The organism is Thalassospira profundimaris (assembly GCF_003326795.1).
GTDB classification, from domain to species: Bacteria; Pseudomonadota; Alphaproteobacteria; order Rhodospirillales; family Thalassospiraceae; genus Thalassospira; species Thalassospira profundimaris_C.
In genome coordinates this window covers 78,820-99,801 of the sequence record NZ_JPWI01000002.1, presented here as the reverse complement: position 1 = coordinate 99,801, position 20,982 = coordinate 78,820, and the positions used below count along the sequence as shown (strand labels likewise).

The 20,982-nt window shown below is 53.9% G+C and carries 22 protein-coding genes; 12 read left to right on the top strand and 10 right to left on the bottom strand.

The genetic code is table 11. The features are described from left to right. Positions 1-2: 2 nt before the first annotated feature. Complete coding sequence (gene kduI / locus TH30_RS04825) at positions 3-833, bottom strand: 5-dehydro-4-deoxy-D-glucuronate isomerase (protein WP_114096959.1); 831 nt, start codon at positions 831-833, stop codon at positions 3-5. Between the two features lie 192 nt (positions 834-1,025). On the opposite strand from kduI, the gene TH30_RS04820 reads away from it, so the two are divergent. Next, positions 1,026-2,048 (top strand): LacI family DNA-binding transcriptional regulator, encoded by a 1,023-nt coding sequence (locus TH30_RS04820; RefSeq protein WP_114096958.1) that lies wholly within the window; start codon positions 1,026-1,028, stop codon positions 2,046-2,048. A gap of 41 nt (positions 2,049-2,089) precedes the next feature. Here the strand turns inward: TH30_RS04820 and kduD are convergent, their stop codons facing one another. The 3 genes from kduD to TH30_RS04805 are packed head-to-tail and all read right to left on the bottom strand — an operon-like array spanning position 2,090 to position 4,699. Beyond that, positions 2,090-2,830, bottom strand: coding sequence for a 2-dehydro-3-deoxy-D-gluconate 5-dehydrogenase KduD (gene kduD / locus TH30_RS04815; RefSeq protein ID WP_220150274.1), 741 nt, complete (start codon positions 2,828-2,830; stop codon positions 2,090-2,092). Between the two features lie 41 nt (positions 2,831-2,871). Beyond that, the gene (locus TH30_RS04810) at positions 2,872-4,194 is read right to left on the bottom strand and encodes a TRAP transporter large permease (RefSeq protein ID WP_258548610.1); all 1,323 of its coding nucleotides are present in this window, start codon (positions 4,192-4,194) and stop codon (positions 2,872-2,874) included. Between the two features lies 1 nt (position 4,195). Next, on the bottom strand, positions 4,196-4,699 hold the full coding sequence (locus TH30_RS04805; protein ID WP_114096957.1) for a TRAP transporter small permease: 504 nt from the start codon (positions 4,697-4,699) through the stop codon (positions 4,196-4,198). A 446-nt stretch (positions 4,700-5,145) separates the two neighbouring features. Between TH30_RS04805 and TH30_RS04795 the strand changes: the two genes are divergently transcribed. Then, positions 5,146-6,120 carry a TRAP transporter substrate-binding protein gene (locus TH30_RS04795; RefSeq protein ID WP_114096955.1) on the top strand — a complete coding sequence of 325 codons (975 nt, stop codon included), beginning with the start codon at positions 5,146-5,148 and terminating at the stop codon, positions 6,118-6,120. A 49-nt stretch (positions 6,121-6,169) separates the two neighbouring features. Next, positions 6,170-7,258: a beta-galactosidase BglB gene (gene bglB / locus TH30_RS04790; RefSeq protein WP_114096954.1), complete on the top strand. Its 1,089-nt coding sequence runs from the start codon at positions 6,170-6,172 to the stop codon at positions 7,256-7,258. 216 nt (positions 7,259-7,474) lie between these two features. Here the strand turns inward: bglB and TH30_RS04785 are convergent, their stop codons facing one another. The 5 genes from TH30_RS04785 to TH30_RS04765 all read right to left on the bottom strand — a co-directional run bounded on the left by TH30_RS04785 (position 7,475) and on the right by TH30_RS04765 (position 13,882). Then, the gene (locus TH30_RS04785) at positions 7,475-8,542 is read right to left on the bottom strand and encodes an ATP-binding protein (RefSeq protein ID WP_181850153.1); all 1,068 of its coding nucleotides are present in this window, start codon (positions 8,540-8,542) and stop codon (positions 7,475-7,477) included. After that, positions 8,532-9,236: a response regulator gene (locus tag TH30_RS04780; RefSeq protein WP_220150273.1), complete on the bottom strand. Its 705-nt coding sequence runs from the start codon at positions 9,234-9,236 to the stop codon at positions 8,532-8,534. The genes TH30_RS04785 and TH30_RS04780 overlap by 11 nt, the downstream gene beginning before the upstream one ends. 112 nt (positions 9,237-9,348) lie before the next feature. Next, the gene (locus TH30_RS04775) at positions 9,349-10,743 is read right to left on the bottom strand and encodes an efflux transporter outer membrane subunit (protein ID WP_114096953.1); all 1,395 of its coding nucleotides are present in this window, start codon (positions 10,741-10,743) and stop codon (positions 9,349-9,351) included. Between the two features lie 2 nt (positions 10,744-10,745). Then, positions 10,746-12,692, bottom strand: a complete 1,947-nt coding sequence (locus TH30_RS04770; protein WP_114096952.1) for a MacB family efflux pump subunit — start codon at positions 12,690-12,692, stop codon at positions 10,746-10,748. Further along, positions 12,689-13,882: an efflux RND transporter periplasmic adaptor subunit gene (locus TH30_RS04765; RefSeq protein WP_114096951.1), complete on the bottom strand. Its 1,194-nt coding sequence runs from the start codon at positions 13,880-13,882 to the stop codon at positions 12,689-12,691. The genes TH30_RS04770 and TH30_RS04765 overlap by 4 nt, the downstream gene beginning before the upstream one ends. 857 nt (positions 13,883-14,739) lie before the next feature. Between TH30_RS04765 and TH30_RS04760 the strand changes: the two genes are divergently transcribed. The 9 genes from TH30_RS04760 to TH30_RS04725 are packed head-to-tail and all read left to right on the top strand — an operon-like array spanning position 14,740 to position 20,551. Next, positions 14,740-15,117, top strand: coding sequence for a hypothetical protein (locus TH30_RS04760; protein ID WP_147251935.1), 378 nt, complete (start codon positions 14,740-14,742; stop codon positions 15,115-15,117). Continuing rightward, positions 15,114-15,350 carry a helix-turn-helix transcriptional regulator gene (locus tag TH30_RS04755; RefSeq protein ID WP_114096949.1) on the top strand — a complete coding sequence of 79 codons (237 nt, stop codon included), beginning with the start codon at positions 15,114-15,116 and terminating at the stop codon, positions 15,348-15,350. Before TH30_RS04760 ends, TH30_RS04755 begins: the two co-directional genes overlap by 4 nt. Continuing rightward, a complete protein-coding gene (locus TH30_RS04750; RefSeq protein WP_114096948.1) occupies positions 15,337-16,080 on the top strand; it encodes a P-loop NTPase family protein in 744 nt (247 codons plus the stop codon). The genes TH30_RS04755 and TH30_RS04750 overlap by 14 nt, the downstream gene beginning before the upstream one ends. Then, positions 16,080-16,520, top strand: coding sequence for a hypothetical protein (locus tag TH30_RS04745; protein WP_114096947.1), 441 nt, complete (start codon positions 16,080-16,082; stop codon positions 16,518-16,520). The genes TH30_RS04750 and TH30_RS04745 overlap by 1 nt, the downstream gene beginning before the upstream one ends. A gap of 18 nt (positions 16,521-16,538) precedes the next feature. After that, entirely contained in the window at positions 16,539-16,853 is a 315-nt protein-coding gene (locus TH30_RS04740; RefSeq protein ID WP_068518714.1) for a TrbC/VirB2 family protein, read from the top strand. After that, positions 16,850-17,149 (top strand): hypothetical protein, encoded by a 300-nt coding sequence (locus TH30_RS04735; RefSeq protein WP_114096946.1) that lies wholly within the window; start codon positions 16,850-16,852, stop codon positions 17,147-17,149. Before TH30_RS04740 ends, TH30_RS04735 begins: the two co-directional genes overlap by 4 nt. After that, positions 17,146-19,536, top strand: a complete 2,391-nt coding sequence (locus tag TH30_RS04730; RefSeq protein ID WP_114096945.1) for a VirB4 family type IV secretion system protein — start codon at positions 17,146-17,148, stop codon at positions 19,534-19,536. The genes TH30_RS04735 and TH30_RS04730 overlap by 4 nt, the downstream gene beginning before the upstream one ends. Beyond that, positions 19,518-19,703: a hypothetical protein gene (locus tag TH30_RS21970; protein ID WP_147251933.1), complete on the top strand. Its 186-nt coding sequence runs from the start codon at positions 19,518-19,520 to the stop codon at positions 19,701-19,703. The genes TH30_RS04730 and TH30_RS21970 overlap by 19 nt, the downstream gene beginning before the upstream one ends. Continuing rightward, a complete protein-coding gene (locus TH30_RS04725) occupies positions 19,700-20,551 on the top strand; it encodes a hypothetical protein (protein WP_114096944.1) in 852 nt (283 codons plus the stop codon). Before TH30_RS21970 ends, TH30_RS04725 begins: the two co-directional genes overlap by 4 nt. A gap of 11 nt (positions 20,552-20,562) precedes the next feature. Here TH30_RS04725 and TH30_RS04720 read toward each other — a convergent pair whose 3' ends face one another. After that, complete coding sequence (locus tag TH30_RS04720; RefSeq protein ID WP_114096943.1) at positions 20,563-20,982, bottom strand: hypothetical protein; 420 nt, start codon at positions 20,980-20,982, stop codon at positions 20,563-20,565.

The window sequence follows — 20,982 nt, the reverse complement described above, 5'->3', positions numbered from 1 at the left end:
ACTTAACGCAGCTCCTTAATGGCAACCGGCGAAACATCAGTATATTCCTGATTTTCCCCGGTCATGCCCCACACGAAACCATAAGGTCCTGTACCGGCGCCCATGTGAATAGACCAGGCCGGAGACAAGACAACATCGCCATTAGCTACAACCAGATGGCGGGTATTATCAGGGCGCCCCATAAAGTGCATAACCCGATCTTCATCCGAAAGATCGAAATAGCAATACGCCTCCATACGACGCTCATGCAGGTGCGGCGGCATCGTGTTCCAGACAGAACCCTTTGCGGGATCGGTAATCCCCATCAGCAGCAGGCAGGATGGTGCTACCTCTGGATGAATATACATCGCCAGAGAACGGCGATTACTTTGCTCTGCATCCCCCATCTCAAGGACTTTGGCTTCGGCACGGGTGATCAGACGCGTCGGCACAGAGTGCCCGGCCGGGACAGAGTTCATGTAAAAGCGCGCCGGACTTTTTGCATCAATACTCCCCATCGTCACGACTTCCACACCGCGACCAACATACAAAACATCCCGGTTCCCAAGGTCATAGCGCATTCCATCGACTTCGACCCAGCCTGCACCACCAAGATTTGCGATCCCCATTTCACGTGCATCAAAGAACAAGCTCGTTCCGACATCTTTGCCATCACCAAAGCTAAGCGCCTTCTCTGTGGGCACGGCACCACCAACAACCATCCGATCAAAATGAGTATACGCAAAGCTGATCTGTCCCGGCGTAAAGAGCCGCTCGACCATAAAATTCTCGCGTAACTGGGTCGTGTTCATTCCATTGATCTGATCGGGACCGGCACCATAGCGTTGTTCCATAGCCACGAGATATCTCCTAAGGATGTTCCTGCACGTTCAGCCACTGTTTTTCTCAGCGGCGCACTTGTGAATTAGAAGAAACAGGAAGGTGGCTTCCTGCTCCATACAAGAAAAAAACATCACACCAAGAAATTTTTCGTGCAATATGTAAATAAATTCCACAAACTGATCGAAATCAGGAAAGGAAAGAACATGGCAGTCAGTGGACGCACCAAAATCAGTGACATCGCCTCGCGTCTTGGGGTTTCTACGGCAACTGTCTCACGTGCCCTAAGCGGCAACGGCTACGTCAGGGAACATCTCGCCTCCAGAATCCGCGCAGCTGCCATTGAAATGAACTATGCCGTTTCCAGCACTGCTGCCGGACAAAAAGTCCTTATTGTCTCCTCACAAGAGGCGATGATCGACTTCAAGCGCAGCCAATTCACCATGTATGTTCTCGAAGGGGTACGGGAACGCGCCGAAAGCCGGGATATACGGATAGAATCTTACATCTATCAGCCCAATCAACCCTTCGAAGATCTCTACAAGGCGGCGCAGGCTCCTGATTTGATTGGTCTGTTACTCGTCTCGGTCGATGACGCGACACTCGATTTTGTGCGCGTATCGGATATGCCCGCCGTATTGGTCAACGGTGATGATCCGGAAATGCAGCTAAGCTCGGTCACACCATGCAACCGATCTGCGGCATCTTTGGCAACCAAACATCTGATTAATCAGGGGCACCGCCATATCCTGTTTCTCAACCGTCCCGGCAGACGCACGATTCAGCGCCGCTTTGAAGGATGGCGCGATGCTATGGCCGAACATTACAATCCCGCCTATGTGATCGATATCGATGACTGGACCGCCGAAGCCGCAAGCCAACGCATTGCCGAGGTCATTGAGACCAACCTGTCCTTCAGTGCCATTGTCGCAGCAGGCGATATCCTGGCCGTGGGCGCTGTTTCCGCCCTGCAAGCCAAAGGTTACAACGTCCCCAAAGATGTTTCAGTGGTCGGCATTGATGGCCTGCCGCAAGGCCAGTACATGTCACCCGCACTGACATCTGTCAAAATTCCGATGCAATCAGTCGGTGCCCTGTCTTTGGACTTGCTAATTGAAACCTGCCGACTGACCAACGCCGATATTGATATGCCCGCACGCCGGATTGAACTGGCATGCGAACTGATCAGCCGCGAAAGCGTATGCCCGCCACCGGCAAAACTACGCTGACTGAGATGTCAGGTTAACCGCGATCAGCGCTGCAAACCGCACTAACGTGCAAGCCAACCGCCATCAACATTCAGGATTGCGCCCGAAACATAGTCTGATGCGGGGGCCGCCAGATAAACTGCGGTTTCCGCAATATCATCAGGACGCCCCCAACGACCAGCTGGAATACGATCCAAAATAGCCGCTGACCGCTGGGGATCGTCACGCAATGCTTGTGTATTGCTTGTGGCGATATAACCCGGCGCAATCGCGTTGACATTGATGCCGCGCGCGGTCCACTCGTTTGCAAGAATGCGAGTCAAACCGGCTACGCCGTGCTTGGACGTGGTATAGGACGGAACCCGAATGCCGCCCTGAAACGACAGAAGCGACGCGATATTCACAATCTTGCCCTGCCCTTCTCGCGCAAATATCTCTTTGGCGAACGCCTGCGAGGTAAAGAAGACAGCCTTGGCATTTACATCCATGACCGCATCCCAGTCCTCTTCCGTAAAATCGATACAATCGGCACGGCGGATGATGCCTGCATTATTGACCAGAATGTCGATATTGGCCCCTTCAAACAGGGCTGCACCTGCCATGGGATCCGCAAAATCGACAACAACCTCGCTTGCGACACCGCCCGCATCGCGAACCACCGAGACCGTTTCGCCACAGGTTCGCCGTCCCGCGCAGACAACTTCGGCGCCAGCGCGTGCCATTGCAACGGCAATAGCCTGCCCTATTCCAGCATTGGCACCGGTTACCAAAGCTTTTCGACCGCTCAGCGAGAACGCATTCATGATATAACTCCGCTTGAATAGGATTAGGGTTGGGTGAAGCGTCACATCAGCCCGAGGAAACGCGGCAATGCCAATGTGATCCACGGGACATACGTGGTCAGAAGCAAGGCTGCAGATGTCGCAAAGAAGAACGGCAAGATCGGCCTTACCACCTGATCAATTCTCAGATTGGCAACAGCGCATCCGACAAAAAGTACGCTACCGACCGGCGGTGTCATCGATCCAACCCCAAGGTTAAATATCATGATGATCCCCAAATGCACCGGATGAATGCCAATCTCGGTCGCAATCGGTAAAAAGATCGGGGTAAAAATCAACACTGCCGGTGTCAGGTCCATAAAGAATCCGATGATCAGCAGGCAGATATTCATCACCAGCAAGATCACGATGGGATTATCAAAAGTCAGAATGGCTTCTGCAATAACATTGGGAATACCGGCAATCGTCATGACATAGGACATTATGCCCGATGCCGCGATCAGAAACAGGATTGAGCAACTGGTAACCGCCGACGATTTCAAAGCTTCCAGATATTCCTGCAAGCTTGCCATCCGGTACATTAGCGACAAAACAAATGAATACAGAACTGCAACCGCGGCACCTTCTGTGGCGGTGAAAGCTCCTATCGCAATGCCACCAATGACCAGGATAATCATCAACAGTGGCGGCAGAGCCTGCCATATCACTTGCAGGACTTCCGACCAACTGACACTGCCTTCCGTGCGATAACCGCGGCGCACGGCAAAAAAGGTAATGACCATCATAACCGACAGTCCCATCAAGATTCCCGGAAGATACCCTCCAAGAAACAGGGCAGAAATCGACGTGCCCCCCGACACCAAGGAAAACAGGATCAACGGTCCGCTCGGCGGAATCAGAATGCCCGTCGGAGCCGATGCAATATTCACCGCTGCAGAAAAAGCAGGGTCATAACCCTCTTTTCGCTGCAAAGGTCCCATAACGCCGCCAACAGCGGCCGCAGCTGCAATAGAAGATCCGGAAATCGATCCAAACAGCATATTGGCCAACACATTCGTATGGGCCAATGCACCGGGCATACGCCCGCCCAGCAATTTCGCCAAATTGATCAATCGGATGGCAATGCCACCCTTGTTCATGATGTTACCTGCCAACACAAAAAACGGGATTGCCAAAAGCGTGAAACTGTCGATGCCCGAGAACATCTTTTGAGCACTGACAAAACTGATAACGCTCGACGGCAGATAGGCAAATCCCGTCACGACCGACGAAACACCGATCGCAATCGAAATCGGCGTACCCAAGGCTAAGAGACCGAAAAACAGAACAAACAGGACAATTGCCGCGCCCGCAGGATCAAGCATGAAATCAACAAGGACATCCATTTCAAACTGTCTCCTGCACGTCTTCAACCGGCGCCAGTTGCCCCAGACCGATCAGAACAATATTAAGGGCCTGCAACAAAATTATCAGCCCCGCCGATACCGGAACAGCAAGGTAAACCATCCCCATCGGGACCTGCATGATCGGTGAGAGCTGTGCCATCGCCGACATGCTTGCCCCCCAGCCGCCGATCAGCATCGTAAAACTGGCAAATGCAATGGAAATGATCCCATTCAGCATTGCCAATCCTTTACGCCACCACATCGGCCCCAGAAAAACCAACAGATCAAGTGACAAATGTTTACGGCTGCCAAAACAGTACGCCGCCCCCAGAAGCGCCATCCAGATCATTGTAAACCGAAGCGTTTCTTCCGTGAACAAGGCGGGCGTTGCCAGCACATAGCGGGTAAAAACCTGCCACAGCATCAGGACCACCATGCAGCACAGCGTGATTGAAATAATCACCAGCAGCAGGCGCTCAATACCATGCTTGAGAGATTGCAACACTTCGCGTTTCCTCCGTCGAAGTTACCTGGCGCACGTTCAGGTATTATTTTTATTTCGATTATCTCGAGACCATGCGATGTGAAAAAAGAATCTGCAATCTGAAAATTATTTTCACACCCAACTCATTGCCGGGTTCACACTTTAAAACTGGATGATACAACAGCATCCAAGAAACCATTACGCCCACCATCGCATTCACAACACGATGTAACTGCCTCAAATTTGCAGTCACAAAGATATTGGCGCGCTGCAGCCCATAAATTCGAATGCTGACTGCCGTTCTGAGCTGCTTCAATGCACCTCCTAGCACGCTCCAAAAATGAAAATTTATTACATATAGAAATTTTATTTTCATAGTGACAGTTTTATCCACATGCCATCGATGAAACGCGCTGGCATTTTCGTCACCGCCATTCAGGCGGAAAGAAGCCTAAGGGAGGAAAACAATGAAATATCAAAAACTTGCTCTTGCCTTAACCGCAGTCGCAACCCTTGTGACCGCCCAGGCAGAAGCCAAAACCCGCCTGACTCTGGCCAACTCGCTATCGGCAGACCATCCAACCAGCACGGCCCTGCAGCAATTCGCTGATGAAGTCAAAGAACGCACAGATGGCGAAGTAACCATCCAGCTGTTTTTGAACGCGGTTCTGGGTTCCGAGCGTGAGGTTCTTGAACAGCTTCAGAACGGTGCAGTTGACATGACCCGTGTCAGCGCCGGCAACCTCGAAAACTTCGATCCGGTATTCAAGGCATTCACCCTTCCCTATATCTTCAAGGGCGAAGACCATTTCTACCGGGTCATGACAGGACCGGTTGCAGATGAGGTCTATAACGCCACAAAAAGCAACGGCTTTGTCGGCCTGACCTTCTTCGACAGCGGCGCACGTTCCTTCTACACCGTCGACAAGCCGATCAACACGCCACAGGACCTCGCTGGTCAGAAAATCCGGGTTCTGAACTCCAACAGCTCGATCCGCATGGTTGAAATGATGGGCGGCACGCCCACTCCAATGCCCTATGCCGAAATCTATACTGCCCTGCAGATGAGCGTGATCGATGGCGCAGAAAACAACGTCACGGCACTGACTATCGGACGTCACGGCGAAGTTGCAAAATTCTATTCACAAGACGAACATCTTCGCATTCCGGATTTCCTTGTGATCTCCAAAGCGGCAGCCGAAAAACTCACCGATGAACAGAATACCATCGTCAAGGAAGCTGCTCTTCACGCAACAGAGTCCTTCCGTGCGATCTGGGGCCAAGCCGTCAAAGACGCTTCGGCAGAAGCCGAAAAAATGGGCGTCACCTTTGTCTCACCGGATCAGGCACCTTTCCGCGAAAAAGTCATGCCGTTGCTTGACGAGTATCGCAACGATCCAGATTTCGGCAGCCTCCTGACCCAGATCCTCGAAACAGAATAATTTTCCGCTCCGCGCCGACCAAATTCCTCAAAAAAAGCGAGACACAATAATGGGAACCGATACCGTCAGCCTTCGCGACGAATTGAAAGAGAAAATCTCTCAGATAGTGACAGGCTTGCGTAACCTGCGAGACGAAGGACAGTTCAACGAGCCGAACCTTGATGGAACAGCCGGTGATTATGTCAGTTTCGATAGTTGGGAATGGCCACAGGGTGTCGGTCTATACGGAATTGCGCAACTCTGGCTCCAGACCGGAGATGAAGAGGCGCGGAGCATTCTGGAAAATTGGTACGAAAAACAACTTTCCCTAGGTCTGCCGTCCCAGAATGTGAACACGACGGCCCCCATGCTGGCGCTTTCCATTCTATGGCATAAGACCCGGGATCCTCGCTGGGAACCTGTTCTTGACGATTGGGCCAACCGGCTGATTGCGGAAGCCCCGCGCACCACATCAGGCGGTTTCCAACATGACGTTTCGGACAAGATCAACGATGGGGAACTTTGGGACGATACCCTGTTCATGCTCGCCCTGTTTCTGGCGTCCTACGGTCAGGCTTCCGGTCGAAAAGATCTGGTCGAAGAAGCCAAATTCCAGTTTCTGGTGCACACTCACTATCTTTGCGAACCCGAAACCGGATTATGGTTCCATGGCTGGACCTTCGATGGACATCACAATTTCGCCCGTGCCCGCTGGGCACGTGGGAATTCTTGGATTTCCGCCGGAATACTGGATCTGATTGATCTTGCCGATCTCGATGCAGCAACACGCCGCTATCTACTCTGGGTTGTTAAGGCCCAACTATCGAGCCTGATAGAGTATCAGACGGAAAACGGCACATGGCATACCTTGGTCGATGACCCGACCTCATACGAGGAGATTTCTGCGACTTCTGCAATCGGCTATGCACTGCTCAAAGGATATAGGCTGGGTCTCGGGCCTCAAAGTTGGAAAACAGCCGGCCAGAAGGCTCTGCATGCTGTGCTGGACAACATCGACGGTAATGGTGTCGTGCAACAAGTCTCTTATGGTACCCGTATGGGACATGATCTTGAATTCTACAAAAATATCCCGCTGCACCCGACCGGTTACGGACAGTCGATGGCACTTTTATGCCTCGTCGAAGCACTCAATCACTGACGGCATGAACAAGCCCTGGTCCCTTGATGGAGCCAGGCGCCTTATCTGAAGGAAACGGGTTTCAACAGGACTTCGCGCCTGTTGCCCCTGCCCAACATATTCAGGTTGCCGAAGTGGTAGTTTCCTCTCTAGACGACTTGATACGTTTACAGATCACCCGTTCAGCAAGACCGGCATAGTCATCGGCGTAGTCAGGATTTTTGGACATTGGTACAATCAGACGACAGGTTGCACTTGGCAAGGCAGCCGGATTTCGACGGCAAGACCGGGTTGGTTGGCCGGGAATATCAACGCATCACCCCCATGCGCCTGTGCGATGGCCTTGACAATCGACAAGCCCAAGCCGGAGCCGCCGCTGCTACGTCCCCGCGAATCATCTGCACGCCAGAACCGCTCGAAGGCACGCGCGCGGCTCTCTTTGGAAAGGCCTGGCCCTGTATCCGTACAGCGGAAGAAGACATGCTTCTCGTCCATGCCGGTCTCGACATGAACCGTGCTTTGCGGTGCGTAACGGCAGCAGTTTTCAAGAACCGCCACGAAAGCCTGCCGCAACCGCGCGCGATCAGCACTCAGAACGGCACTGGATAATTGTCGCGTTACTGTAATCCCGGCTGCATCGAAATGCCCCTCAAGCGAAGCAAGTGCCGCCTCGGCCTCCGTCGCAATGTCCAGAGATGAATACTGCAGATCCAGCTGTCCCGCGTTACTCAGCGCCAGTGTTCGCAACTCCTCTACGATGGCCGACAGGTCATCCACATGGTTAATCAAACGACCATACAGTTCGGGACTGGGTGTAAAGGCGCCATCGAGCAATCCCTGTAACCTCCCGCGCAAAATGGTCAAGGGTGTTCGCAATTCATGTGCTATTGCCGAGTTCGAGTATTTCAACTCGGCTTCTGCCCGCTGCAGTCGCCCTGCCATCTGATTGAAGTCATCGACGAGGTCGCTTGCCTCTCCAAAGTTGCCCCGCCTCAATGAAGCGCGTGCCGAAAAATCTCCGTTCGCAACCTTGCGCGCAGCCGCAGCAACGGATTTCAGTGGATCGGCAATCCGTCGCGCAAGTACCCATCCCATCAATGAGGCGGTAAATAAACCGATCCCCAGCAGGAGGCCCAAGGTGACAATATCACCGGTGCGCAATACATCGTCGTCAGTAAATTCGGGATAAAGCCATTCATAAATGAAGAAAAAATATGCAATCAGCCCGAAATAAACGACGGCAAAAGCAAGCAGGGTAAGCATAATCATCGCGCGAACGATGCGGGAGTTCAGACTATTGGCCATGTGCGTTGTCCAGTCGGTAACCGACACCACGAACACCTACAAGCATGCCATCAGCCCCGGCAGCAGCCAGTTTGCGACGAAGATTGCTTACATGGCTGTCCACTGTTCGATCGAGAGCCTCGCCCTCCGGCAAGCAAGCATCGACCAGTTCCGAGCGCTCGAACACTCGACCTATCCTCAATGCCATAAACGCCAGAATACGAAATTCGGTTCTGGTAAGGCCAAGTGTAACCGCGCCGTCCGCGCTTTCGACCTCGACCCGATAGGCTTGCGGATCGATGGTTAACGGTCCAACGCGCAACATCTGCCCGGTATCGCGGGCGATGGTTCGCCGCAAGACCGCCTTTACGCGTGCGACAACCTCAAGCGGGTTGAACGGCTTAACCACATAATCGTCTGCACCAATGCGTAGTGCTTGTAACTTGTCGAGATCCTCCGCGAGCGCCGTGACCATGATGACGGGCGTATCGCCCCGGCGGCGTATCGTCGCAAGCACCTCATAACCGTCCTGCCCCGGCAGCTTGATGTCCAACACCACAAGGTCTGGTCGCAAGCGCTGGTGATGAGCAAGCCCGACAGTGCCATCACCAGCGGTGACCACCCGGAAACCTTCGCGTGACAGATACGTCCCGATAATTTCGGCAATCTCGGGTTCGTCTTCGATGATCAGGATTAAGGCATTGTTCATGACCATATTTTCAATCTTTGGCTTTCGACTCACAAGAATTCAATTGATTGAGGTGCGTTTCATTTCAAGGTTTTTGGCGTTGATACGATAAATTCTCTGTCTTGAAGAATGCACTTCATCACCGTGCCGCCGCAACCTCGTCATTAGCGACTGCTGTACTCCCCCCAAGAGCGCGATACAGGGTTGATGCGTTCACGAACTGCGCAAGCCGAACGTCGGCGAGAGCCACTTCAGCGGACCGACGACGTTCCTGTGCATCAAGCCAGATGCGCAGGGTTATCGCGCCTGCCCGATAACGTATCTCGGTCAGCTTCTCTACTCCCTTCGCGGCCTCATAGGCACTATTCAACCGACGTGACTGCTCGGCATAGTTTGAGCGCGCACCCAGCGTATTGGCAACGTCTGCAAACGCATTGAGCAAGGTGGTTCGAAACGTAGAGACAGCCTCTTCATATTGTGTTTGCGAAACCGCAATCGTCAGATTCATGTCCTTCAGGTTCAGGAAGGACAGAACAGTCCCTACCCCCAGTGTCGCGACCGGGTTGGAGATGAAAGATATGAGCTGATCGCTGCTCGTCCCCAAGCCACCAGTCAACGATATCCCCGGATAGAAGCTGGTCTGCGTCGCATCGACATTCTTCAACGCCCCCTTCAACCGTGCTTCTGCCGCACGAAGATCTGGACGGCGGGCAAGAAGATCAGCAGGCAAACCTGGCGTGATCTCTGGCAACTTCTGCCGTGGCAATCTGTGTAGTTCGGGAACCGGATTTGGCCCACCGTTCAAAAGAACCGTAAGCACATTTCGCAAAACAAGGCGTGCCTGCTGCAACTCGGATACGCGCGCAGCCTGTGTCTCGACTGTCTGTTCAACTTCCCAAAGCTCAAGTTCGGAAACCCAGCCAACAGCCATCTGTTTTCGGACGAGGTCCTGTATTTGCCTTACATAGTCAAGGCTGCTTTCGGCCGACGCAATCGCTTCATTCGCGTGAGCAATACGAAAATAGGTCTCGACGGTCATGCCGATAATTGCAAGGCGAGCCGCCTCATAATCCTCACGTGTTGCCTCGGCCTCAAAGCTCGAACTATCTCGCTGCGCTGCAAGTTTCCCCCATAAGTCAACTTCATAAGATAGCCCGATTGACGCAGACGAGGATGAGGTTGCAGCGACATTTCCATCGAGAGGCTTTGCTCTGGAACTGTTAAGATTCCCGCTCAATTTCGGGAACAGGGCATTCGCCGCAAGATCAGCTTGCAAGAGCGCTCTGCGCGCCCGAAGGGTCGCGGTGAAAATGTCATTGTTACGAGCGACCACCTCTTGGATCAGCGTGGTGAGTTCCCGATCTCCGAAAGCGATCCACCACTGATCTGTACTTACTTTGGCAGTGTCTGAGGAGATCGGGGCAGACCATGTCGGCCCTTCTGGCAAATCCGGGCGCAGATAGGCTGTCGACTGGCTCGTACAACCGACAAGAACAATAAAAAGACAAGGGATAATCAATCTGACGAAAACCATGACTACTCTCTGGAAAGCGCATCGACCGGATCGAGGCGTGAGGCATTGCGGGCTGGCAGAAAACCGAAAACGAGGCCGATGAGAAGCGCAACCAGACAGGCTGAAAGGATGGCGTCGAAAGAAATGATCATCGGGAACTGGCTGCCCTGTCCACCAAACGCAATGGCTGCACCAAGTGCCAGCCCAACACCGAGGAAAGAACCCGCAATACAAATCGTGACGGCCTCAATCAGGAATTGAAGCATGATGTCGATACGACGAGCACCGACTGCCATCCGCAGACCTATTTCACGGGTACGCTCGGTGACGGAAACCAGCATGATGTTCATGACGCCAATGCCACCGACGATCAGAGAGATCACCGCGACAGATGAAATCAGCAGCGTCATGGTCTGCGACGTCTTTTCCATGATCCGGCGCAACTGGTCACTATTGAATACAAAGAAGTCCTGCGTACCGTGACGGCGTGTCAGCAGGCCAACGATTGCACGTTCGGCAACGATTGTGTCGACATCGTCAGAGATACGAACAGTCAGCCCGGCAAGGCTTGTTGCCGCCCCAAGCAACCTGCCGGTCACGGCAGTATAGGGAAGGTAGATTTGCAGGGTTTTGCCGGACATCCCGGACCGCTGCGCAACCGTGCCAATGATCACCACCGGCACCCGATCGATCATGATAACCTTGCCAAGCGGAGATTCATCTCCCGGAAAAAGCGTAGATGCGGCTCTTTCCTCGATAACAGCCTCCTGCCGGCGTTCAGCGATACTGTCGGCCGAGAAGCCGGTGCCCAGCACGATTCTGAGGCCGTTTACCCGAAAGTAATCCTCACCAACACCGTCAACATTAGCTGACATGGTCGTGCGACCGAGCCGAATGCGCGTACTCGTCGATACCAGAGGTGTGACGCTGTCGATATAGTTTTGCGCAGACAACACCTCAGCATCGGCCACAACCAGAGAGGTAATGCTTTCGGCACGTTCATCGTCCCAGCCATGTCCGGGAAAAATCGAAAGTGTGCTGGCACCAAGTTCGCTGATCTCGGCAAGCACCCTCTGGCGCGTTCCCTCGCCCAAACCAACGACTGAAACCACGGCAGCAATGCCAATGATGATCCCGAGCATGGTAAGGAATGTGCGAACCCGATGTGCCGCCATGGAGCGCACCGCCATGGGAAAAGCTTCTGCAACCCGTCGATGGAAACCTGCCAGAACACCAACAGAATCTGAGTTTAAAAAGGAAGGTAAAGGCGCATCAACGACCGGTTCGCGGCACCGCTTGTCAGACAGAACAAGGCCGTCACGGATTTCTATAATACGATCGGCGTGGGAGGCGACCTCCATATCATGGGTAACCATAATGACTGTATGGCCGTCCCGATGAAGCTCCTTGAGGATCTCGAGAACAGTTTCACCGCTTTTACTATCCAGCGCACCGGTCGGTTCGTCGGCAAGGATGATACGCCCGCCATTCATAAGCGCGCGCGCAATGGACACGCGCTGCTGCTGACCACCGGAAAGCTGACCTGGACGGTGATCTATACGTTCACCAAGGCCAAGGCGCTCCAGAAGTAAATTTGCCCTCTCTCGTCGGGTCACAGAATCAATGCCTGCATAAACAGCCGGCATCGCCACATTATCGGCCGAGTTGAGCGTGCCTAGCAAATGGTAGCGCTGGAAGATGAAGCCGAAATGCTCTCTTCGCAATGCCGCCAGTTCGTCAGCGCTCAAACCGGCCACACTGTGGCCTCCGACACGGTAATCACCCGCAGTCGGCTGATCGAGGCAGCCAAGAATATTCATAAGCGTCGACTTGCCTGATCCGCTGGCACCCACAATCGCAACAAGCTCGCCGCTGTCGATACGAAGGTCTATCCCCTTGAGGGCGGAAACCGTCTCTTCGCCGGTTTGAAACAGCCGCGTGACGTTCTCTATTTCCAGTAAAGAGCTCACATCATCTCCATAGCGTTTGCGTTTGAGTCTGACGCCTGACCGTCGGCCGGAATGACAACTTCCTCGCCAATCTCAAGACCATCAATCACTTGCGCTTTGATCCGGTCCGTCAGTCCTACTGAGACAAGGCGTTCTGAAATTTCGCCGGAAGGAGAGCGCACTTGAATATGATAGCGACCGTTCTGATCTCGCTCGGTCAGTGCTGACCAGGGCACAAGCGGGACGTCCTCTGCATGCCCCACCACAATGGTTACAAGAGTTGTCATCATTGGGCGCAGTCGGCCATCAGGGTTTGGTGTTGTAAATAATCCGTTGAAATAAACAGCCTGTGCCACCTGCCCACCGGTTGTGGAGGCGGTCGCGGAATCCGTCGCGATCGATGTCGGGGCAGGCGCAATCTGCTCCAATCTGCCAACTGTCGGAAAATGGGTTTCGCCCATTATTGTGAAACGCACCGTCTGACCGGGTTTTACGCGGGTGATATCGGCCTCTGATATCCTTACCTTAACCTGCATCACGTTCAGCTGAGCCAGCACAATGATCGTCGGTACGGCCAGATTGGAGTTCAGGGTTTGGCCAGCCTTGGTCACGACCGCAACCACCACACCATCCATTGGTGCGACAACCTTCGTGTAGCCAAGGTTGGCTTTTGCATTCTCAACCTCCACCGCGGCTTGGGCGATCTGCGCTTCCAATGCCTCAATATCAGCCGCCAGGACATTGAACGCCGCCTCCGCCGTCTCAAGCTCAGCCACAGACGCAGCACGCTGAAGAGCCATACTCTTCTGTCTGTTATAGGCTTGCTCGGCGCGTTTGAATTCAAAGCCGCGGGCCTTGCGCTGGGCCTTGACGTTGGCAAGCGCTGCCTCTGCGATGCGCAGGGCGTATGCCTGCGCTGTCGGATCAATCTCGGCGATCAGGTCCCCGGCCTTGATTTTCTGGCCCAATTCAACGTGTAGCGCTTTCAACTGGCCCGAAACCTGTGCACCAACGCTTACGACCCGGACAGGTTCGAGTTCTCCGTTCGCAAGAACCGTTTCCTCGATCGTGCCGCGCGAGACACGTTCGGTAAGCACAGATGCCTGCGGCTCTTCTTCGAAAACACCACTGGCCGACGCAATTGCGACCAGTGCTACAACAATTATGCCTCCGATGATCAGAGGTCGACCAATGCTATCCAACAGTTTCATTCTTGCTGTTACCAACCGAAGTTTATTTACCAGGGAAAATGCCCATCGCCCCATCAGCTCCACTCTCGCCACGACGTGACTGATATGGCCAACTGTGGACCGGTCCTTTGCAAGATTTAAAAGTTCCCACGAAGATGATCACTTTCTTCACGCACCATCCCACGCCGCAGTGAAAGTTAGGTCGACATTGTGTGGAGATTTGGTGGACGCGCACTTATTCGCCCCGCCCACCAACTCCCAGGCTGGTGTCCTCAGGCGAAGAACCCAGGGTTTGGTCGACAACATTTGATGATCAATGTGCGGAGGAGAGGGCTTCAAGATTGAGAATATCCTGACGAGACCTGATATCTCGCGTCCTGGCAGACGCACCCGAAACTCAAACAGAGTATTTACGAACTGTGCAGCAAGCGCTGTTCAGATATCGATAGGCCTCTACTCTCGCAGACGAGAGCCCACACTTACACGTACAGGCACAGACATTTAAACCCCGCAACGAGGGCGAGCTGGCAACGGCTAGATATCTTGATGCCTCACGACCGCAGTCTGCGCACGGCTGTCGCCGTGCTCAACCTTCGAGCTAAAAAGGTGCCACTGGCACCTTTTTCATACGCTCTCAGCCTTCAGTTATGAGAAGGCTCACAACCAAGGAAAGCAACAGGTTCGAAGACTGTCTCTGCGGGCAATAAAAAAAGCGGCCCCATAAGGGACCGCCTTTTTTTATTGGTTGCGGGGGCACTCATTGTTGCCCAATTCTGATGATCGAGAGACAGACGCTGTCTGAACCTCTAACACAGAATTGAGACCATACATTTCCGATCCTTGTCAAGTGGTTAACGCTTATGACAAGGAGCGCGCCAATGCCCGCAGAATGGGGTCAGGCTAAGATCGAAATCCTTGCTTTGCGAGAAGAAATTCTCGGCAAGATTGAGCAAGGCATTCTGGTCCGAACAATCTACGAAGAACTAAGTGCTTCGGGACGTATCACGATGTCCCGCCGGTCGTTCTATGACCGGGTTAAACAACTGCGTTCTGGGCGTACCACAACAAAAACCCAAGTGCCTGCAAAAGCACTCAGCCAGTCTTCTGCAACTACCCCCACCCTACCGCCAAGCAACACTCAAGCCGCCAGTTTCTTGCCAACTCTCAAGGCGAAGGAACAAGCAGCATTGGATCGCCTATGGGGCGGGGATGACCCAGAAGACGATGCCTCCGACGAGACGGAGGAATCACAATGAGCTCCTGGCAATCAGATTACCTCACCCTTCACACCCGCCTGCGGCAAGCCCGCGAGAGTAAACACCTCACCCAAGCTGGTGCAGGTGAATGTATCGGCGTGTGCGAACGCACCTATCGAGACTTTGAGGCTGGCAGGACGGATCTGTCTGCAGCCCACGTGTTCCGCCTCGCCACTGTGCTGGGCATCAAAATTATCATTTCAGATGGAGTTATCGCCGATGGCGTTGATTAATCTTACCCTTCAGGGCAAGGGCGGGGTCGGCAAGTCGTTTGTCGCAAGCCTGCTCGCGCAGCATTACCTCAAACGCGAAACCCCGCTTCATTGCTATGACACGGATCCGGTCAACCAGACCTTTGCCGGATACAAGGCATTTCCGGTCGAGACCATTCGCCTGGGCGAACGTCCTGATGAAATCAACCCGCGTTATTTTGATGCGCTGATCGAACAGATCATGACTGGCCCGGAAAACGGTGTTGTGGTGATCGACAACGGTGCCAGCACCTTCTTGCCGCTACTTGGCTATATGGTCGAAGCACAGGCACTGCAGATGCTCGCAGGTGCCGGTCACGAGGTTCGCCTCCATACCGTGCTTACCGGTGGGCAGGCGCTGAATGACACGATGCAGGGGCTCCATCAGGTTCTGCAGAGCGTTCCCGATATTCCCGTTGTCGTTTGGCTTAACGAATATTTCGGGCGGATCGAACGCAAGAACGCATCTGGCGAAGTCGAGAGCTTCGAGCATTCCGGGCTTTATAAAAAGAACAAGAGCCGCATTCATGCCCTGGTGCGCCTACCCGAGGTTCGTAAAGAAACCTTTGGCCACGACATCGAGCAAATGATGCGTGCCCGCCTGACCTTTGATGAGGCAGGTAAACATGCCGACTTTCCCCTGATGTCGCGCCAACGCCTGCTGATGACCTGGCGCAGCATTGGGGCTTCCATGGAACAGGCGGTGCTGTGATGGCCAGCGTTCTTGACGAGGCTCCGCCGCCGCCCCTGACGATGGACAGCATTGAAGAACTGCGCACCCATTTGTGGAAAGTTCATCAGGTCACCGTTGAGGACGGTGACCCGGTGCTCATGATCTACACCATCCACAAGGTCGTGCTCGACGAGCATCGTCGCCTGATCGATCAGCATAACCGAACCCTATCCGGGATTATCCAGGCACAGTCAGAAACCTTCACCAACGATGTCACTGCCGCCATCGAGGACTTCAAGAATGAAGCTCTGACCGATGCCGTGCGGGAACGTCTTTCTGCCATGCAGGAAGCCGCCCGCCTTGCCGATACGGCTCAGGATCGCTTTCGCAAGATGGTCAAGCTGATCTCCATCCTCACCGCTCTCAATCTGGTCGCCGTCGTCTTCACGCTGGGCGTCCTCACCGTTTTGACGATTTGACGACAAGGAAAACAGAACATGGATAAACGCAACCTTCTCAAAATCGCTGTCATCGCGGGTCTTGCCACATTGGCAATGACCGAACCGGCTTTTGCGCAAGACACTACAGGTGGCAACTGGTGGGATCCGGTTGTCTCCTTCCTTGAACTTCTGGCCGAAGGCTTTGGCAAGATCTTCGCCATCGCTCTGGGTCTTGGTTTGGTCGTCTATGGCGGTTGGGGCGCTTTCACCGGCAGACTGGATCCGCAACGCGGCATCATGATGGTGATTGGCGGCATCCTGGTCACCGCAGGACCAGCCATTGCTTCGGGTCTTCTGGGGGTTCTCAAATGAAAGCCGCCAGTGCCGTTCTCATCCAGGTCCAGCGCCAGATGACGCTGATCGGTCTGCCGATCTCGCTTCTGCTTGTGGCCGGTCTCGTTGGCGTTCTGGGTTTTGTTCTTCCCGTCGTGTTCGACTTTCCTGCTCTGGTTATTCCAGGCGGGATCGTCGGCTTTGTCGTCGCATGGGTCTATCTCGTCAAACATCAGCGGATCAATCCGAACTATGACCGCGACCTGCTGGTGACCCCGATGTTTTGGGGCAGCCGCAAAGCCGAGCGCCTTCTGACCACAGGAGGACGCAAATGATCTGGACCGATGTGATCACCACCGGCCTTGTGACCGGTATGGCCGGGGGGCTGATCGTTCCGGCAGGTCGTCGCTTCTTGCTTGGCGATATTGAGCAAGACTGGCTGCAGGACGAACTTGAACTCGACGGGATTGATCCGGTCGATGGCGTCACGGTGCGTGGCAAGGACGGGTCGCTGTCGCGTATCTGGCACCTGCAAGGAACCAGCTATGACGCCCGTATCGAGAGCGAGCAGCAAACTTTGTTGCTCGGTCGTCAGTCTCTGTTCCAAGAGCTTGGCAAACGGTCGGTCACTGTTCGGCTTTTTGCTGTCAAACGCCAGCGCGAGATTGCTGCTCATGCTAAGTGGCCCAATAGCGTGCTTGATGAGATCGGCACGGCAGAAGCACGACAATATAAATCAAGTTACTTCATCGACTGGTATCTGATGGCAACGGCTCAGACCATGCAGCCTTTGCTAGATGCCGAAGAGAAGATCCCGGCCATTCTTTCGGAATATCGTCCAGAGCTTCTTGTGCGCTCTGATGACGACCAGCCTTGTTTGCTTTCCGGGTTTCTCAATGGATTGGTCAGTGGCGATTATCGCCGTGATCTTCCGGCGACCAGTCATAATCTATCTGCAAACCTTCCGGCATCTGACCTTCATTGCGACAAGGTGACCGGCACCATCACAACCCATGTTCCGGCCCGCCAGTTCCACAAGGTCATCACGGTTACACTCTGGCCGGAAACAGTGTCGGGCCATCTGATCGGCGAGATCCTCGCTCTGCAGGGTGATATCGAGATCTGCCAGATCTGTGATCCCTGGGGCAGTGATCAGGCGATGCTGGTCAATAAACGCCGCATGGCTGGTGAGTCTAATTCGTGGTTTGGCAATCCGGCAGCAGCGGCAGAAGTCTCGACCCTGCTCGACCTTTTGGCCGAAGGCAAAACGGCCCTTTTCGCCACGCAGTTTCAGATCATTCCACGCGCAGAAACCGAGGAAAAACTCAACAGTCTGATCCGCGAGATCACAGAGATCCTTGGCAACAAGCGGATCGGCTATGCCCTGCAAACCAAGGGCGCACCGGTTTGCTGGTTTAACCGCTTGCCTGTCGTCTCCAAACGCAAGATCAGATTGCCTGGCAGTCAGTTTATGGCTCCGCTGGATCTGCGCGATCAGAACATCGCAGCCCTTTGGGCTTTACCGCATTCCGCAACCGGCATGTTGGCCAGCCAGTTCGGCCCGGCACCAGTGCGCTGGTTTAAAACACCAACCGGGCAGTCCTATGCATTCCAGTTTCAGGTGGTGAACAAGCCGTTCTCGCTTGGCAACTTTCTGGTCTTTGCGCCGTCCGGGGTCGGCAAGTCCACCCTGATCATGCATCTGATGGGTGGCCTTGCGAAGTTTGAGAATGTGCGGTCTTACATCTTTGATTCCAAGGAAGGCACGCGCTTCATGGTCGAAGCCATGGGCGGTCTTTATCAAGCCTATGACGGATTGTCGCTTAACCCGCTGGATGTTGGGGACGACACGCCAAAGAACCGCGAACGTGTCTATGCGATCCTCAAGTCACTTGCCGGGATTGATCTCGAAGATGGCGACATCGATGCGCTTAATCATGCCGTTGATTTGGCGTTTCAGATTGAGCCACCACATCGCACGCTCAATGCGATCTATCCCTTTGCCTTTGCCCGTCGCTCCGCCCTTCGGCGTGCCTTCGCGCAGTGGGTGACTGACGACAAGGGAAACACCGGCCTTCGAAGCCACATCTTCAATGCACAACATGACAGCCTCGGCGGCCTTCTGAACCAATCCCACATGGTTGGCATCAATATGAACGAGGCACTGGCTGACCCGGCTCTTGGCGGGCCGGTGGTTGGTCATATCTCGGAGGCCATCAGTAAATCTGTTGCCGGGCGTAATGGTGGCTTTGTCATCTTCATTGATGAAGCGGCCAAGCTGCTGTCCAACCCCGGCTTCCGAGATCTCGGTGCCGAGATGTATCGCGAATACCGCAAGCTTGGTGGTGCGGTTGGCATGGCGTTTCAGGATCCGGCAGGTCTGGGCAAAACCGGGGCCGCTGAAGCGATCATCGAAAACACCGCCACAATGATCTTCTTCCCGAACTCCAAGGTGACGGAAGAAAGCCTCAAGCCGTTCAACCTCAATGAAGAACAAAAGCTGTTTGTTCAGGGCCGCACCCGCGCGCGCAAGAAAGATGATCGGCGTGTTCTGATCATCAAGCGTGACGAGGCCAGTGGCTTTGAGGAAAGCGCCATTCTTGATGTCGATCTGGCACCGCTTGGCGATGCCGTCCGTTTCTATCGCTCCGGGCCGGATGCCAATAACGATCTGGCCACCATTCAAGCCAAATGGGGGGACGCATGGCAGAGCCATCTGTAACCCCTACCAATCATCCGGACATGATGCAGATGCCTTTGGCCTCTATCGCCGTTGCCAGTTTCATTGGTGTCATCGGCCTGATTGGTATGTTGAACTGGCCAATCATCACCTGCGCAATCCTGATCCTTTTGCTTGTCGTCATTCTCCGTGCAGGAGGTGCGTCATGAACAGGCGTCTGCGTTCAGTAGCTCTGGCGGTCGGAATTGTTCTGGCAACACCGGCAATCGCTTATGCCACCTATCCGGTGATTGATGTGTCGGCCATCGCCAAACTGGGCGAGCAGTTGAGCAAAATGCAAAAGCAGATTGATCAGCTCAAGCAGCACACAGAATGGCTGACCAAACTCAGTGCCCAGGCACAGGGCACGATTGATGCCATCGGGGCAGCCGGACAAGTCGCCCTGCCGGTCCTCAACATGCAGAAGCTCACCAACCGGATCATGCGCGACATCCAGTGCCTGACACCAGATCTGTCGGGCCTGATGCCTGGCATCGATCTCGATGATCTTGACTTCTTCAGCATCTGCGAAGGGCGCAGCATCTATCGCAAGTCACTGTGGTTTGATCCGAACGATCCCTCGACCTGGACTTTCCCGGAAGGCAGCGAGTTTGCCGGTAGCAACAATGGCTCTGGTTCCGGCAGCGGTGTCTGGTCCAATCCGGATCACCCGGTCAACAAAGCCAAATGGCAAGCACAACAACAAGCCCGTGCCATGGTCGAAGCCAGACGTGAAGAACTGGCCAAAGACGCGGTTACAACCGGCTTGGCTCAGAGCGATCTGACCGTTCAAAGCGCAGAAGAAATTCAGCAGGCCATTGAAGAGCTCGAAGCTGGCACCAACGGTGCGGCGGATATGAAACGTCTTCTAATGGCAATTGCCAAATGGATGGCGATGTCAAACCGCCAGCAGGTTCAGCAACAACAACTCATGGCGCAGTTGGTCAAAATCCAGTCGACCATGTTGCTGCAATACCTGCCGCCCCAGCAGCGTGAAGGTGGGGAGGACGCAGAATGATCGTCCAGAAATTACAAATCCCCGCCCGTGTACCAGGGATAGTGACCAAAGGTCTTTTTGATCTTTCGTGCTCGCTTGATGCGAATTGGGTCTCCGTCAAAAAGCATAATCTCTGCTACGCGAGAGCCGGTTATCGGAACGGCATTTTTCTTGTCCGTTCCTGCATCGCCTTTTGTGGATTTTGGGGCTTTTACATTCTCACCCCTGTTATTCGCACCGTTCTTAATTTTTCCAAGGCCGAAGAGCAAAAGGCCTACGAGAAATATGACCGGAACAAACGGGTAAAGATATCCGACATAAATGCCTCCGGTAAAAATCGATGCTGCAATGAATACCCGCAGGGGAGTTTTTTTGTTCCATGCGTTCGTTATGAAAATGCTGAGAAAAAGAAGCCCTGTGATGCAGACGCCGTAAAGGACGAACTCAATCAT

Bases quoted from the DNA above. Each gene is read 5' to 3' on its own strand.
- kduI (WP_114096959.1), bottom strand. From the start codon at position 833: ATGGAACAACGCTATGGTGCCGGTCCCGATCAGATCAATGGAATGAAC.
- TH30_RS04820 (WP_114096958.1), top strand. From the start codon at position 1,026: ATGGCAGTCAGTGGACGCACCAAAATCAGTGACATCGCCTCGCGTCTT.
- kduD (WP_220150274.1), bottom strand. From the start codon at position 2,830: ATGAATGCGTTCTCGCTGAGCGGTCGAAAAGCTTTGGTAACCGGTGCC.
- TH30_RS04810 (WP_258548610.1), bottom strand. From the start codon at position 4,194: ATGGATGTCCTTGTTGATTTCATGCTTGATCCTGCGGGCGCGGCAATT.
- TH30_RS04795 (WP_114096955.1), top strand. From the start codon at position 5,146: ATGAAATATCAAAAACTTGCTCTTGCCTTAACCGCAGTCGCAACCCTT.
- bglB (WP_114096954.1), top strand. From the start codon at position 6,170: ATGGGAACCGATACCGTCAGCCTTCGCGACGAATTGAAAGAGAAAATC.
- TH30_RS04785 (WP_181850153.1), bottom strand. From the start codon at position 8,542: ATGGCCAATAGTCTGAACTCCCGCATCGTTCGCGCGATGATTATGCTT.
- TH30_RS04780 (WP_220150273.1), bottom strand. From the start codon at position 9,236: ATGGTCATGAACAATGCCTTAATCCTGATCATCGAAGACGAACCCGAG.
- TH30_RS04775 (WP_114096953.1), bottom strand. From the start codon at position 10,743: ATGGTTTTCGTCAGATTGATTATCCCTTGTCTTTTTATTGTTCTTGTC.
- TH30_RS04765 (WP_114096951.1), bottom strand. From the start codon at position 13,882: ATGAAACTGTTGGATAGCATTGGTCGACCTCTGATCATCGGAGGCATA.
- TH30_RS04760 (WP_147251935.1), top strand. From the start codon at position 14,740: ATGCCCGCAGAATGGGGTCAGGCTAAGATCGAAATCCTTGCTTTGCGA.
- TH30_RS04755 (WP_114096949.1), top strand. From the start codon at position 15,114: ATGAGCTCCTGGCAATCAGATTACCTCACCCTTCACACCCGCCTGCGG.
- TH30_RS04750 (WP_114096948.1), top strand. From the start codon at position 15,337: ATGGCGTTGATTAATCTTACCCTTCAGGGCAAGGGCGGGGTCGGCAAG.
- TH30_RS04745 (WP_114096947.1), top strand. From the start codon at position 16,080: ATGGCCAGCGTTCTTGACGAGGCTCCGCCGCCGCCCCTGACGATGGAC.
- TH30_RS04740 (WP_068518714.1), top strand. From the start codon at position 16,539: ATGGATAAACGCAACCTTCTCAAAATCGCTGTCATCGCGGGTCTTGCC.
- TH30_RS04735 (WP_114096946.1), top strand. From the start codon at position 16,850: ATGAAAGCCGCCAGTGCCGTTCTCATCCAGGTCCAGCGCCAGATGACG.
- TH30_RS04730 (WP_114096945.1), top strand. From the start codon at position 17,146: ATGATCTGGACCGATGTGATCACCACCGGCCTTGTGACCGGTATGGCC.
- TH30_RS21970 (WP_147251933.1), top strand. From the start codon at position 19,518: ATGGCAGAGCCATCTGTAACCCCTACCAATCATCCGGACATGATGCAG.
- TH30_RS04725 (WP_114096944.1), top strand. From the start codon at position 19,700: ATGAACAGGCGTCTGCGTTCAGTAGCTCTGGCGGTCGGAATTGTTCTG.
- TH30_RS04720 (WP_114096943.1), bottom strand. From the start codon at position 20,982: ATGATTGAGTTCGTCCTTTACGGCGTCTGCATCACAGGGCTTCTTTTT.